Source organism: Bacillus sp. T33-2, assembly GCF_002860205.1.
Classification (GTDB): Bacteria; Bacillota; Bacilli; order Bacillales; family Cytobacillaceae; genus T33-2.
Map to the genome: position 1 here is coordinate 1 of NZ_PGVB01000009.1, position 13583 is coordinate 13583.

11 protein-coding genes and 10 tRNA genes are annotated in these 13583 nt (G+C 45.3%); 20 read left to right on the forward strand and 1 reads right to left on the reverse strand.

Annotated elements, in window-relative coordinates; translation table 11 throughout:
• The first annotated feature begins 219 nt into the window (after positions 1 to 219).
• From CVD19_RS06660 to CVD19_RS06705, 10 genes are all read left to right on the forward strand, one after another.
• Positions 220 to 295: transfer RNA gene (locus tag CVD19_RS06660), tRNA-Phe, on the forward strand.
• Positions 296 to 397: 102 nt separating this feature from the next.
• Positions 398 to 482, forward strand: a tRNA-Tyr gene (locus CVD19_RS06665).
• Positions 483 to 491: 9 nt separating this feature from the next.
• Positions 492 to 565 (forward strand) — tRNA-Trp (locus CVD19_RS06670).
• A gap of 17 nt (positions 566 to 582) precedes the next feature.
• Positions 583 to 658 (forward strand) — tRNA-His (locus CVD19_RS06675).
• 39 nt (positions 659 to 697) lie between these two features.
• Positions 698 to 772: transfer RNA gene (locus CVD19_RS06680), tRNA-Gln, on the forward strand.
• 3 nt (positions 773 to 775) lie between these two features.
• Positions 776 to 850: transfer RNA gene (locus CVD19_RS06685), tRNA-Gly, on the forward strand.
• 8 nt (positions 851 to 858) lie between these two features.
• Positions 859 to 933: transfer RNA gene (locus CVD19_RS06690), tRNA-Cys, on the forward strand.
• Positions 934 to 950: 17 nt separating this feature from the next.
• A tRNA-Leu gene (locus CVD19_RS06695) sits at positions 951 to 1036 on the forward strand.
• A gap of 39 nt (positions 1037 to 1075) precedes the next feature.
• Positions 1076 to 1160 (forward strand) — tRNA-Leu (locus CVD19_RS06700).
• Positions 1161 to 1164: 4 nt separating this feature from the next.
• Positions 1165 to 1238: transfer RNA gene (locus CVD19_RS06705), tRNA-Gly, on the forward strand.
• 117 nt (positions 1239 to 1355) lie between these two features.
• Here CVD19_RS06705 and CVD19_RS06710 read toward each other — a convergent pair.
• Positions 1356 to 2024 (reverse strand): B3/B4 domain-containing protein, encoded by a 669-nt coding sequence (locus CVD19_RS06710; RefSeq protein WP_101581086.1) that lies wholly within the window; start codon positions 2022 to 2024, stop codon positions 1356 to 1358.
• Positions 2025 to 2121: 97 nt separating this feature from the next.
• Between CVD19_RS06710 and queG the strand changes: the two genes are divergently transcribed.
• From queG to CVD19_RS06755, 10 genes are all read left to right on the forward strand, one after another.
• Complete coding sequence (gene queG / locus CVD19_RS06715) at positions 2122 to 3261, forward strand: tRNA epoxyqueuosine(34) reductase QueG (protein ID WP_101581087.1); 1140 nt, start codon at positions 2122 to 2124, stop codon at positions 3259 to 3261.
• Positions 3262 to 3396: 135 nt separating this feature from the next.
• Positions 3397 to 4314 carry an amidase domain-containing protein gene (locus tag CVD19_RS06720; protein ID WP_101581088.1) on the forward strand — a complete coding sequence of 306 codons (918 nt, stop codon included), beginning with the start codon at positions 3397 to 3399 and terminating at the stop codon, positions 4312 to 4314.
• Positions 4315 to 4381: 67 nt separating this feature from the next.
• Positions 4382 to 4855: a tRNA (uridine(34)/cytosine(34)/5-carboxymethylaminomethyluridine(34)-2'-O)-methyltransferase TrmL gene (trmL, locus tag CVD19_RS06725; RefSeq protein WP_101581089.1), complete on the forward strand. Its 474-nt coding sequence runs from the start codon at positions 4382 to 4384 to the stop codon at positions 4853 to 4855.
• Between the two features lie 139 nt (positions 4856 to 4994).
• Positions 4995 to 5744, forward strand: a complete 750-nt coding sequence (gene nfsA / locus CVD19_RS06730) for an oxygen-insensitive NADPH nitroreductase (protein ID WP_101581090.1) — start codon at positions 4995 to 4997, stop codon at positions 5742 to 5744.
• A 421-nt stretch (positions 5745 to 6165) separates the two neighbouring features.
• Positions 6166 to 8061 carry a PrkA family serine protein kinase gene (locus CVD19_RS06735; protein ID WP_101581091.1) on the forward strand — a complete coding sequence of 632 codons (1896 nt, stop codon included), beginning with the start codon at positions 6166 to 6168 and terminating at the stop codon, positions 8059 to 8061.
• A gap of 207 nt (positions 8062 to 8268) precedes the next feature.
• Complete coding sequence (locus CVD19_RS24625) at positions 8269 to 8445, forward strand: hypothetical protein (protein ID WP_180953547.1); 177 nt, start codon at positions 8269 to 8271, stop codon at positions 8443 to 8445.
• A gap of 180 nt (positions 8446 to 8625) precedes the next feature.
• A complete protein-coding gene (locus CVD19_RS06740; RefSeq protein ID WP_101581092.1) occupies positions 8626 to 8922 on the forward strand; it encodes a hypothetical protein in 297 nt (98 codons plus the stop codon).
• A gap of 304 nt (positions 8923 to 9226) precedes the next feature.
• Entirely contained in the window at positions 9227 to 10396 is a 1170-nt protein-coding gene (gene yhbH, locus CVD19_RS06745) for a sporulation protein YhbH (protein WP_101581093.1), read from the forward strand.
• Positions 10397 to 10711: 315 nt separating this feature from the next.
• Positions 10712 to 12124 carry a glycolate oxidase subunit GlcD gene (glcD, locus tag CVD19_RS06750; protein WP_101581127.1) on the forward strand — a complete coding sequence of 471 codons (1413 nt, stop codon included), beginning with the start codon at positions 10712 to 10714 and terminating at the stop codon, positions 12122 to 12124.
• The gene (locus tag CVD19_RS06755) at positions 12121 to 13482 is read left to right on the forward strand and encodes a (Fe-S)-binding protein (protein WP_101581094.1); all 1362 of its coding nucleotides are present in this window, start codon (positions 12121 to 12123) and stop codon (positions 13480 to 13482) included. Before glcD ends, CVD19_RS06755 begins: the two co-directional genes overlap by 4 nt.
• The last annotated feature ends 101 nt before the right edge of the window (positions 13483 to 13583 follow it).

Genomic DNA, 13583 nt, shown 5'->3' on the forward strand with positions numbered 1-13583 from the left:
GTTAACATGCCTGCCTGTCACGCAGGAGATCGCGGGTTCGATTCCCGTCGGGACCGCCATTTTATTATCCTAAGAAGTAAATACGGCTCAGTAGCTCAGTCGATAGAGCAGATTGCTCGCTTCAATGAACCGCTTCTGTGGCAATCTGCGAGAAAGACCAGGAGGTCTTTTGAGCAAAGGTTAACCCAAAAACAATGTTTAGGACACAATTATTATTATGGCTCAGTAGCTCAGTCGGTAGAGCAAAGGACTGAAAATCCTTGTGTCGGCGGTTCGATTCCGTCCTGAGCCACCACTAAAGAATATTTGTTCAGGCATTTTCAAGCATATCTGGGAATAACATTACAGAATAGGTTTCTTTGAAAATATTTTTCCGAAGGCCAAATTATGTTATAATGGAGGGGTAGCGAAGTGGCTAAACGCGGCGGACTGTAAATCCGCTCCCTCAGGGTTCGGCGGTTCGAATCCGTCCCCCTCCACCATTAAATTATAGGGGTATAGTTTAAAGGTAGAACAGAGGTCTCCAAAACCTCCGGTGTGGGTTCGATTCCTACTACCCCTGCCAATATTATTATGAATATGGCGATCGTGGCGAAGTGGTTAACGCATCGGATTGTGGTTCCGACATTCGTGGGTTCGATTCCCATCGGTCGCCCCATTAAAATAACATGAATATATGATTTGAATATATGAATAGTGGGCTATAGCCAAGCGGTAAGGCAACGGACTTTGACTCCGTCATGCGTTGGTTCGAATCCAGCTAGCCCAGCCATTTGCGGAAGTAGTTCAGTGGTAGAACATCACCTTGCCAAGGTGGGGGTCGCGGGTTCGAATCCCGTCTTCCGCTCCAATTTATATGGCGGCATAGCCAAGTGGTAAGGCAAAGGTCTGCAAAACCTTTATTCACCGGTTCGAATCCGGTTGCCGCCTCCAATTAAATTAAAGATTCTGCCGGGGTGGCGGAACTGGCAGACGCACAGGACTTAAAATCCTGCGGTAGGTGACTACCGTACCGGTTCGATTCCGGTCCTCGGCATTGCAGGACTTGTCCTTGCATTGCAGAAAAATTTAATATGCCGGTGTGGCGGAATTGGCAGACGCGCACGACTCAAAATCGTGTTCCTTCTGGAGTGTCGGTTCGACCCCGACCACCGGTACCAATTAGCGGGTGTAGTTTAATGGTAAAACTCCAGCCTTCCAAGCTGATGTCGTGGGTTCGATTCCCATCACCCGCTCCATACATACTGTTTATAACGCAGTGTTTCGTTTCAGAATGAACGAAGCATTGCGTTTTTTCTTTATATCAAGTGAACTGTGACAGTATGGGACTAAAACTAAAAAAGGATGCCTATGATTTAGCATCCAATCAGTTTACAATCGGCCTTTCCTCCATGAATCTGAAGAAACATATTCATCAGGGATTCGGTCATTTTTCTATTAAGTTCTGTATCTGCAGTGGGCCGCAAATAAATAATTTGTACTGCATTTTTCGTTGAGGGAGAGACGGCGCTGCGTTCAGAATCAACGAATGGGCTGCCAAACGGGCCATTGGCATCTGCTGACACAATCAGGTTTTGCAGGCTGTTCTGCCTGCCGTTCAGGCCCATGTATTCTTCTCCCACGGCGCCTGTGCGTAAAACGATGCTGCCAGTGAGCTTATCGGAGTCATAAATTCCGATGGGAACCTGGTATTGCAGCGAAAAAAAGTTGTTTAAATCAGTCGCGCTATGTACAGACTGCAAGTAATTTTGCTTCTTTATTCTCCTAAACAGGGCTTCCGCAGAATGCCTGTAACGGTTTGGATCCTTTCCGGTGTGCTTGAAAATGGCGCGCCATTCCTGGATACCGTCCAGGTCCGTCACATTCTTGTCTTCCAAGTCAAAATAAATCGACTCCTGGAAAAGCTGAAGCCTGCCTTTCAACATTTGGGGCGAGGGCCCAACCTGAATGTTGCGATATTCGATGAAACCAACCGTAAACTGGGGAATTAAAGAGCATAATTCGCTCGACAATTGAATTTCCAATGTTTCCACCTCCAAAATCGCTTAAAAATAGTTTATCATATTAACCGGTACAATGAATAAACACGTCTTCGATATTTACGGGAAAGGAGAGAGGCGGATGAACGTTCATGAATTAAAAAAGGATATCATTGAATACAGTAAAACGATAGGAATAGACAAAATCGGATTCGCAGCACCGTCCACATTTGTCGAAATGAAAAATCGACTGTACGTGCAGCAGGAAATGCAATTCCAATCCGGATTTGAAGAACCTGACATAGAAAAACGAACTGATCCCGCGTTGATTTTTGAACAGCCTAGATCCATTATCTCCATTGCCCTGGCATACCCATCAAAAATGAAAACAACGGTTATAAGCAAGAAAGGTGAAAGACGGGGAATTTTCTGCCGTGCGTCCTGGGGTACAGATTATCATGCTGTACTAAGAGACAGGCTAAAAAAACTAGAGGATTATATTGCGTCCAAAGTTCCTGGCGCCAAGTTTAAGTCAATGGTCGATACAGGGGAATTGGTCGACCGTGCTGTTGCCCAGCGTGCAGGGATAGGATGGAGCGGCAAGAACTGCGCCATCATTACCCCTGAATTCGGCTCTTATGTATATCTGGGTGAAATGATAACCAATATCCCATTTGAAGCAGATACACCAATGGAAGACCGCTGTGGATCCTGCAATAAATGCGTGGATGTGTGCCCAACAGGTGCACTGGTGCAGGGCGGACAGTTGAATGCACAGAGATGCATCGCTTTTCTGACACAGACAAAGGGTTTTCTCCCTGATGAGTTCAGGGACAAGCTGGGAAACCGGTTATATGGCTGTGATACTTGCCAGACTGTCTGCCCAGAAAATAAAGGAAAAGACTTTCATTTCCATGAGGAGATGGAGCCAGATCCAGAGATTGCAAAGCCTCTGTTGAAGCCGCTTCTCCATATCGGCAATCGTGAGTTTAGAGCGAAATTCGGGCACGTCTCCGGGTCCTGGCGAGGGAAAAAGCCCATCCAGCGCAATGCGGTCATTGCACTTGCCCACTACAAAGATGATAGTGCCGTACCGGATCTTATTAAAGTCATGAAGGAAGACCCACGTCCCGTGTTGCGGGGGACAGCAGCCTGGGCTCTTGGGAAAATTGGCGGCGAAACAGCCAGGAATGCCCTGGAAACTGCTATGGAACAGGAAACAGATGCAGAAGTATTAGCAGAAATTGAGAAGGGGCTCAATTACTTCGCACCAAAAGTGTAAATCAGGCATTTAAATATGTAGTGGAAGGATGGATCGTGTCGATCCATTCTTTTTTTTGAAAAAGGGGCGAAGATTGTTTTTATGCCTGAACCATCTACTTTTTTCATAAGTATGATTATGAAAGGAGTGAAGGAGATGCGTGATCAGCTGCAGAAGTTACTGGACCAGCGTGTACGGCAGTGTGTCTCACAAGAGAGGGATTCATTGCATGAATGTGAAGTGATTGAAAGGAAAAAAGAAAGCTGTGCAAAAAGGTCTGCTGAAATAGTAAAAGCGAATGCAACGGGCAGAATAATCACTATAACCGAACACGAAGAACTGACTGATGTTCTGTATAATGTGCATTTCCAGTACTTGATCAAACAAAAGGGACAATTTTACCTTGAGGAAGAGGTTGAACAAAGAAAAGCGGAGTTTTACAAAGGGGTACTGGTCGAGGAGGACACGGATAGTGACCAGTATGATTTACGGACAGCTGAGGTTCCGGACTATAACCTGCTTGGCTTTCGTGCAGACCGCAGCATAGATGAATTTCAACCCTCATCGGATGAAGTCGGAAGGCCGTACGGGTATGACCGGAGAAAAGCGGTGCAGTACGCAGAAAGATGGTGGAACGACTACAATCCGGCCTATAAAAAATTTGACGTTGATTGCAGCAATTATATATCACAATGCCTACACGCTGGCGGAGCGCCAATGACAGGTTACCCAAACAGGGGAAAAGGCTGGTGGATGATGAAAAATAATTGGAGTTTCAGCTGGTCAGTGGCCAACGCTTTAAGATGGTATCTGACTTCATCAAAAGCAGGTTTAAGGGCAAATGAAGTCAAAAGCCCTGACGAATTGCTGCCGGGGGATGTAATCTGTTACGACTTTCAGGGAGATGGCCGCTTTGACCACACGACCATTGTGACAGCCAAGGATGCATATGGTATGCCGCTCGTAAACGCCCATACACATAACAGCCGGCTTAGATATTGGGCGTATCAGGATTCTACGGCTTATACACCTCAAATAAAGTATAAGTTTTTCTCGATTGTTGACGACCAGTAATCCCGCTTGTCCGGCTGGCATGAAGTGGTATAATAGCTTTTAGAGCTTTTGAATGAGGTGAAGAAACTTGGCATTGCATGTTGTTTTATACCAGCCTGAAATACCGTCAAATACCGGAAATATAGCAAGAACGTGTGCGGCGACAGGTACGGCTTTACATTTGATCAGGCCTCTTGGCTTCTCAACAGATGATAAAATGTTAAAGAGGGCGGGCTTGGACTATTGGGAGTTTGTAACAGTCAATTATTACGATTCATTGGATGAGTTTTTTGAGAAGAATGCTGGCGGAGAACTCTTCTACCTAAGCAAATTTGGTGAAAAGCCCCATACGACATTTGATTATAGTGACAAAGACAAGGAATATTATTTCATGTTTGGCAAGGAAACAACCGGGCTGCCCAAGGAATTGATCCATGAAAATAAAGACAGGTGCCTGCGCATTCCAATGAATGAAAATGTTCGATCATTGAATCTGTCCAATACCGCCGCCATTCTAGTATATGAGGCGCTCAGGCAACAGAACTACCCCGGTTTGCGCTGAAAATCAAGGACCTGTGTTTTCAGGTCCTTTTAAATGGGAATCTCTTAATTGTGAAGAAACGCAGGAAGGGTTTTTCCAAATAGCTTCGAACGCAGATAATTTACATATAGGATATCCGTTACCGGAAGAGGGGTTTTGCATGAATAACGTGATTGAACTAATTTTAAACCACAGGTCTGTACGAAGTTTCCAGGACAGGGCCCTGACAAAAGAAGAGATTGAAACGATTGTAAAAAGTGCGCAGGCCGCGTCGACATCAAGCTTTATCCAGGCTTATTCGATCATTGGAGTCACAGATGCGGAAAAAAAGAAATTGCTTGCTGAAATCGTTGGTAATCAGGCATATGTGGCTGAAAATGGGCACTTTTTTGTTTTTTGCGCTGACCTGTACCGCCATGAAACAATTGGTGCGATGGAAAAACGTGATGTTATCCCTGCAATTGAAAGCACGGAAAAGTTCATGGTTGCTTTAATTGACGCGGCACTTGCCGCCCAAAATGCAGCGATCGCGGCGGAATCAATGGGGCTGGGCATTTGTTACATAGGAGGGATCAGAAACAATCTTGAGGCAGTGACGAGCCTCCTGAAAACACCGGATCGGGTGATTCCTTTATTCGGATTGGCGGTCGGCCATCCAGATAAAATCAATGAAAAAAAACCACGGCTTCCTCTCGAACATGTTTACCATGAAAATGAATATGAACAAAATGGTGAGATATATAAAGGGCAGCTTGAGGAATACAATCAGATTGTAAGTAACTATTATTTTGAAAGGACAGGCGGCAGGCGGGATGATACGTGGACAAGCCAGATAGCCCAGATGTTGGAGCGGCAATCCCGCATGTACATGAAACAATTTGTGCAGGATAAAAAACTGGACCTCCGTTAGAAAAACGCTGCCGATTCGCGTCCGTTAAAGGGAAGAAAGAGGTGCAGAAGAGCATATACTAAATGCCATCAGCGCCGAATTGCCAGATTAAACAAAAAAGCTGCTGACATTTCAGCAGCTTTCCTATTTATTTCCTGACTCCTGGCTTATCATCGTAACCGGATGTAAAAATAGCAGCAAGGAATGCGACAGCAACCCCTAAAATCAAAATAGTCCCCATGTTATGTAAGCCCCCCTAAATTCCGTTATACAGCATATAAATTTATTATAGCCCATATTTTGAAAACTGTGAATAAAAACACAACCAATTTCCCGAAAACCGCTCAACAACCAAAAAAGGACAGGGCTGATGACATGTTCAAATCCTATGCCGCATAAGTATTATTAATCGTCTCTGATAAAGCGACATGGGGAGGTCTATATGGATATTTTAAAGAAGATTGAGATGTATCGCGAGGAAGAGGAGAAGCTGAGATGGGAAGGGTCGTTCAGAGAGTATCTCGAATTGATAAAGGTAAAGCCCTGGGTAGCTCAATCCGCACATTCACGGGTTTTTAATATGATTAAGGATGCAGGAATTGAAGAGGTTAAAGGAAAAAAACGGTATTCATTTTTTAGCAGCCAGCTGTTTGGACTGGAGGAAGCGCTGGAGCGCCTCGTACAGGAATATTTTCATCCGGCGGCAAAAAGGCTTGATGTGCGAAAAAGGATCCTGCTGTTGATGGGGCCAGTGAGCGGCGGGAAATCAACCCTTGTCACGATGCTCAAAAGAGGACTGGAAGCCTATTCCCATACAGACCGGGGATCTATTTTCGCAATAAAGGGCTGCCCAATGCATGAGGATCCGCTCCATCTTATCCCGCACCATCTCAGACAGGATTTTTATGATGAATATGGCATCAGGATCGAAGGGAATCTGTCACCGCTAAATATGATGCGCCTTGAAAAAGAATATGGCGGTAGAATAGAAGATGTGTTGGTTGAACGGATATTTTTGTCCGAGGACCGGAGGGTCGGCATCGGCACATTCAGTCCTTCAGACCCAAAATCCCAGGACATCGCCGACTTAACAGGAAGCATTGATTTTTCAACAATTGCCGAATATGGCTCTGAGTCTGATCCGCGCGCGTACAGGTTCGATGGTGAACTGAACAAAGCCAACAGGGGAATGATGGAGTTCCAGGAAATGCTCAAATGCGATGAGAAATTCCTGTGGCATCTGCTGTCGCTCACCCAGGAAGGGAATTTTAAAGCGGGCCGGTTCGCGTTAATCTCTGCGGATGAGCTTATCGTTGCGCATACAAACGAAACTGAGTACCGGTCCTTCATCTCCAACAAAAAGAATGAGGCGCTGCACTCCAGGATCATTGTGATGCCTATCCCGTATAATTTAAAGGTCACCGAGGAAGAGAAGATATATGAAAAAATGATTAAGGAGAGTGATGTTTCAAATGTCCACATTGCTCCACATACTCTAAAGGTGGCCGCCATGTTCACGATCTTGACACGGCTGAAGGACCCGAAAAAAGGTGACATCGACCTTGTCAAAAAAATGCGGCTTTACGATGGGGAAAACGTGGAAGGCTATAATAATGCCGATGTTGAAGAATTGAAAAAAGAATACCAGGATGAGGGAATGAGCGGAATCGATCCTCGTTACGTCATTAACCGGATTTCGTCTACAATCATCCGGAAAGAAGTCCAGTCCATCAACGCCCTCGATGTTCTCCGTTCATTAAAAGAAGGGCTGGACCAGCATCCTTCGATTACTTCAGAGCTGCGTGAACGGTATTTGAATTATATTTCACTGGCCCGTAAGGAGTATGATGATATCGCCAAGAAAGAAGTCCAAAAAGCATTTGTTTATTCCTATGAAGAATCGGCCAAAACTTTGATGGACAATTATCTGGACAATGTCGAAGCCTATTGCAACAAGGCAAAGCTTCGGGATCCGCTTACTGGTGAAGAAATTACACCGGATGAAAAACTGATGCGTTCGATTGAAGAACAAATTGGCATCTCGGAAAATGCCAAAAAAGCGTTCCGGGAAGAGATACTGATCAGAATCTCAGCTTACGCCCGAAAAGGAAGAAGATTTGATTACAATTCACATGACCGCTTAAGGGAAGCGATCCAGAAGAAGCTGTTTGCCGATTTAAAGGATGTGGTCAAAATTACAACATCCACTAAAACTCCTGATGAGCTGCAGCTGAAGAAAATTAATAATGTCGTTGCAAGGCTGATTGACGAGCACGGCTATAATTCAACATCAGCAAACGAATTGCTCCGTTATGTTGGCAGCTTGCTGAACAGATAAACAAATTGCTCCGTTACGTTGGCAGCTTGCTGAACAGATACACAAATTGCTCTGTTATGTCGGCAGCTTGCTGAACAAATACAATTTCTCTGTTATGTTGGGCTTAACAAAAAAACAAATTTCAAACAGGGGGATCTGCTCATCGCTGGCAGGTCCCCTTGTTTATTATTAGACAATTTCGGGTAAAGGAGGGGCAGAGGTGACGCCATGAATAAGAATGAATTGCCTAAAAACTATGTCCCGAAAAATGGTTCAATGGCCCCTGATGTGGAAGACATGAAAAATCTGGGCAAGCAGATGGAAAATCGCCGGACAAATGAAGAACTGGTAGAAGAATACGATAAATACCCTGATCCAATCCAGTATGATGAAGATAAAAGGTAGCCCTCGCCCCAGCAATAAGCGGGGGCTTTTTCTTTGGCATCCGGATAAATGAACTTGGGAGGTTCATTCGATCAGCACTGCACATCAATGAAATATGCCTTTTTTAAAAATTTATAAACAACATAATGAGCGGCGGCCCTTAATAGCATATATTAATAGCTTCTGAGAGGGACAGTCAGGTTGAAAATCAATTGGACTAATATTCTGTTAAGCATATTGTTATTTTATATTTTTAAAGAAGGACAGGCATTTGCCATAACGATAGATTTAAAAGCCGGGTACAGGCCAGCCCAGCCTGTTGAAGAAATGCTGAATATAGAAAACCGTACCTCTGCCATTAAAGTATCCGTACATTCGCTGGACAAACGTCTTTTGATTGGATCTGCCCACAGTAAAAAAATGCTGGGAAAAGAGGTGAAACAATTGCAAAGCAAGGACCCTGTTTCAGCCGTCCGGTCAGCATATTATTGCCTGTAAATCAAGGAACGGTTGCTGCTGCTTATCATCGACTATTTAAATTCAGGGGGATTATCCTGTGAGGCCTATAAGCCCGACTCACATTTCCAGAAGAAGTTTTGGAAAGATGAACGGCTGTAAAAATGGGCTTGTCCATATAAACAAGTATCAGCTCAATTGTCAAAATTCTTTGTAAATTATTTAGCCTTTCTGCATAGGATAGAGTAATTACAATTTCTGCCTGCCAAAAGCACATCGGGATATTGTATGTAGAAAAGGAGAAATTCGTTCCTTTCAAACTTTAAAACATAAGGAGGGGTAAAAAATGACCGATGAAAACAATCACCAGTACGTTATTTCCCAGGAAGATTGGTCCCTCCACCGCAAAGGCCATGATGACCAACAGCGCCATCAGGAAAAAGTCCAGGAGGCGATCCAAAATAATCTGCCTGATCTCATTACAGAGGAAAATATTATCATGTCTAACGGCCGAGAAGTTGTCAAGATTCCTATCCGTTCATTAGATGAATATAAAATCCGGTATAACTATGATAAAAACAAGCATGTCGGCCAGGGCAAGGGAGACAGCAAGGTAGGAGATGTTGTTGCCAGGGATGGTTCTGATGGCAAGCCCGGTCCTGGAAAAGGCCAGGGGGCAGGCGACCAGGCAGGAGAAGACTATTATGAAGCTGAAGTATCAATGATGGAGCTTGAAGAAGCATTGTTTAAACAGCTCGAGCTGCCTAACCTGCAACGGAAAGAGCAGGAAGAGCATCTTGTTGAAAACATTGAGTTTAATGACATCCGAAAAACCGGCTTAATGGGCAATATCGATAAAAAACGGACAATGATGACCGCTTATAAACGGAATGCAATGTCAGGGAAGCCAGCCTTTCATCCGATTTACCGGGAGGACCTGAAATTTAAAACATGGAACGAGGTCGTTAAACCAGATTCCAAAGCCATTGTGCTCGCGATGATGGATACGAGCGGCTCAATGGGGCTGTGGGAAAAATACATGGCCAGGAGCTTCTTCTTCTGGATGACCCGCTTCCTGAGATCCAAATACGAGACCGTTGAAATCGAATTTATCGCGCATCACACCGAGGCTAAAGTAGTGTCGGAAGAAGATTTTTTTTCAAAAGGGGAAAGCGGCGGAACCATCTGTTCATCCGCATACCGCAAAGCGCTGGAATTGGTTGAAGAAAAATACGATCCAAGAAAGTTTAACATTTATCCTTTCCATTTCTCCGACGGTGATAATCTGACATCAGACAACGCCCGCTGCGTAAAATTGGTAGAACAATTAATGAAGGTCTCCAACATGTTCGGCTATGGGGAAGTAAATCAGTACAATCGCCACTCGACCCTGATGTCCGCTTATAAAAACATTAAGGATGAGAAATTCCGCTACTATATCCTCAAGCAAAAAGCTGATGTGTTCCACTCGATGAAAAGCTTCTTCAAGAAGGAAGAAAACAAGATGTATGCTTAACACAGTAACCGACAGGTATAAGTGCCTGTCGGTTTTTCATTAATGCCCGCTGTACATATAAGCAACGAGTTTACTATGACAACAGTTCTATTTTGGTGAAACCCCTTTCAAATTCTGCTAGTTTTATAGTAGTATTATTTTTAAATCGACACCAGAAAGAACCCGTTTGCCTATAATGTTATGCCGAATTACCAAAAAGAGAATATTCCTAAGCCAAAAAATATTTTGTACCGGCTTCTGTCACATTCGGACAGGAGTTTTAATAAATGTAAAACCATTGGGGGAAAAGAAATGCTTACAAAGTCAGCCACGGTGATGTTAACAACTGAGGCCAAGGAAAAAATCACCGCGATTGTCGGCCGGGAAAATTTTGATGATTCACAGACTGGCTGCCTCGTCTATTCATATGATGCGACGCCGAATTTCCAGTCTATGCCTGATGCTGTCGTAAGCCCCAGGAATACAGAGGAAATCTCTCAAATCGTCAAAATTTGCAATGAATATAGAATTCCAATCGTGCCCCGCGGGTCCGGCACCAACCTCTGTGCCGGCACTTGTCCGACAGAAGGCGGTATCGTCCTTCTTTTCAAGCATATGAACAAAATTCTTGAAATCGATGAGGAAAACCTGACGGCAACCGTACAGCCAGGCGTAATTACTCTTGACCTGATCAATGCTGTTGAAGCAATAGGTTTATTTTATCCCCCGGACCCAAGCTCAATGAAAATTTCGACCATCGGCGGCAACCTTAATGAAAATTCCGGGGGGCTGCGCGGTTTGAAATATGGAGTGACAAGGGATTATGTGATGGGGCTGGAAGCAGTCCTGCCCAATGGGGATATCATCCGCACAGGCGGAAAGCTCGCCAAGGATGTGGCCGGATATGATTTAACCCGCCTTCTGGTAGGGTCGGAAGGAACACTGGCCATCATTACTGAAGCGACATTGAAGCTGATCCCGATGCCGGAAACGAAACAAACGATGCTGGCCCTATACCAGGACATTGAAGCGGCAGCAAGGTCAGTATCGAAAATCATTGCCAATAAAATCATTCCTGCGACGCTCGAATTTCTTGACCAACCCACGCTTGTCGTCGTCGAAGCGCATGCGCAAATCGGTTTGCCGACTGATGTGCAGGCGGTTTTGCTAATTGAGCAGGATGGTCCGCCAGAAGTGGTTGACCGTGATATTTTGCGGATGTCAGAGGTCTGCCGCCAGGAAAAAGCCGTTTCAGTCCAGATTGCGGCGTCAGAGGCAGAAGCAGATGCGCTGAGGACGGCACGGAGAGCGGCTCTTTCTGCCCTGGCCAGGTTAAAGCCAACAACCATACTTGAGGATGCAACTGTTCCAAGATCCGAAATAGCTAGAATGGTAAACGCGATCAATGATATTGCAGTGAAATACAATTTAAATATATGCACTTTTGGTCATGCAGGTGATGGTAACCTCCATCCGACCTGTCCGACAGATTCACGTGATCATGAAGAAATGGAGCGTGTTGAAAAGGCGTTTGCAGAAATATTTGAAAAGGCAATTGAGCTTGGGGGCACGATTACAGGTGAGCATGGTGTAGGGGTAATGAAGGCTCCTTACCTGGAATTGAAGCTTGGCCAGGAAGGTATTGCCGCCATGAAAGCGATAAAGAATGCGCTGGACCCGAATAATATTATGAATCCTGGCAAGGTGTTTGCAAAAGACAGCAGGAAGCGCGTGGTGGTAACCAGATGACAACAGTAAAAGAACAGCAAAAGATCCAGTCAGGATTTAAAGAACGGATGAATGAGGATGAGCTATTAAACTGCATGAGGTGCGGCTTCTGCCTGCCGACCTGCCCGACTTATATTGAATCCGGCTACCAGGAGACACACTCGCCACGGGGCAGGATTGCTCTGATGAAAGCAGTTGTGGATGGCCTGATTGAGCCTGATGAAGACTTTGAACGGTCTCTTGAACTTTGCCTGGGCTGCCGGGCGTGCGAACCTGTCTGCCCGTCCGGTGTCAACTATGGCCACCTGCTTGAGGATGCAAGGGATATCGTCAATCAGAATAAACGGCATTCACTGCCTGTGAAATTGGTAAGGAAGGCAGTATTCAAAGGGCTGTTCCCCCACCAAAACCGGATGAGGAACCTTACCGGGCTTATTGGGTTTTACCAGCGCTCCGGACTTCAAAAGGTCGCAAGGAATATCGGTGTCATGCACCTGCTCCCCGAAAGTCTTGCGGCGATGGAAAAGGTGCTTCCGGAAGTGCCAACGATGAAGGAAATGAAGAACAGGCCAGAGCACCTGCCGTCAGTCGGAAAGCAGACGGCCAGGGTCGCTTTCTTCAGCGGCTGCCTGATGGACACGATGTTTCTTGAAAGCAACAATGCGACGATGAAGCTCCTGCAGCTGGCAGGGTGCGAGATTGTCATCCCGAAAGGCCAGGTATGCTGTGGTGCCTTACACGGACACAGCGGGGAAAAAGATGATGCAAAAGCACTGGCCAGACGGAATATTCAGGCGTTTGAAGATTTGAATGTTGACTTTATCATCACCAATGCAGGCGGCTGCGGAGCATTCTTGATTGATTATGATTATTTATTAAAGGACGATCCCGAATGGAAAGACCGTGCGGTGGCATTCACAGAAAAAATGAAAGACATTTCGGAAATCTTAGCTGCTTTGAAGTTCCATGAAAAGGTGAACCTTGAACTTCCTCACCAAATCATTTCGTACCAAGATTCCTGCCACCTGAGGAACGTCATGAAAACGTCTCTTGCGCCGAGGCTGCTCCTTCAGGCCATCGCTGGAATTGAATACAGGGAAATGAAAGAGGCTGACCGCTGCTGCGGCTCGGCCGGAATCTACAATATCGTTGAAACGGAAATGTCAATGAAAATCCTCGATCACAAGATGAGCCAGGTCAAGGAAACCCGGGCGGCCACGATTGTGACCGCCAATCCAGGCTGCTTGCTGCAGATGAAGCTCGGGATTGAGAGGGAAGGGCTTGCCTCAAAAGTGAGGGCGGTTCATATTGTCGATTTGCTTTTGGCGGCCGCAACGAAGCATGGGGAGGGTTCTCCTGGTTCATTTAGACAGGAATAACTGGGTGAAATACTGCAACGTATCTGAAAAGGGGCGAATGTCCTCTTTTTTTAGCTTCTGATTTAAATAATCGCGGACAGTTGGTTATGATAGAAGGGAAA

Bases quoted from the DNA above. Each gene is read 5' to 3' on its own strand.
- nfsA (WP_101581090.1), top strand. From the start codon at position 4,995: ATGAATAACGTGATTGAACTAATTTTAAACCACAGGTCTGTACGAAGT.
- yhbH (WP_101581093.1), top strand. From the start codon at position 9,227: ATGACCGATGAAAACAATCACCAGTACGTTATTTCCCAGGAAGATTGG.
- CVD19_RS06755 (WP_101581094.1), top strand. From the start codon at position 12,121: ATGACAACAGTAAAAGAACAGCAAAAGATCCAGTCAGGATTTAAAGAA.
- CVD19_RS06735 (WP_101581091.1), top strand. From the start codon at position 6,166: ATGGATATTTTAAAGAAGATTGAGATGTATCGCGAGGAAGAGGAGAAG.
- glcD (WP_101581127.1), top strand. From the start codon at position 10,712: ATGTTAACAACTGAGGCCAAGGAAAAAATCACCGCGATTGTCGGCCGG.
- CVD19_RS24625 (WP_180953547.1), top strand. From the start codon at position 8,269: ATGAATAAGAATGAATTGCCTAAAAACTATGTCCCGAAAAATGGTTCA.
- CVD19_RS06720 (WP_101581088.1), top strand. From the start codon at position 3,397: ATGCGTGATCAGCTGCAGAAGTTACTGGACCAGCGTGTACGGCAGTGT.
- queG (WP_101581087.1), top strand. From the start codon at position 2,122: ATGAACGTTCATGAATTAAAAAAGGATATCATTGAATACAGTAAAACG.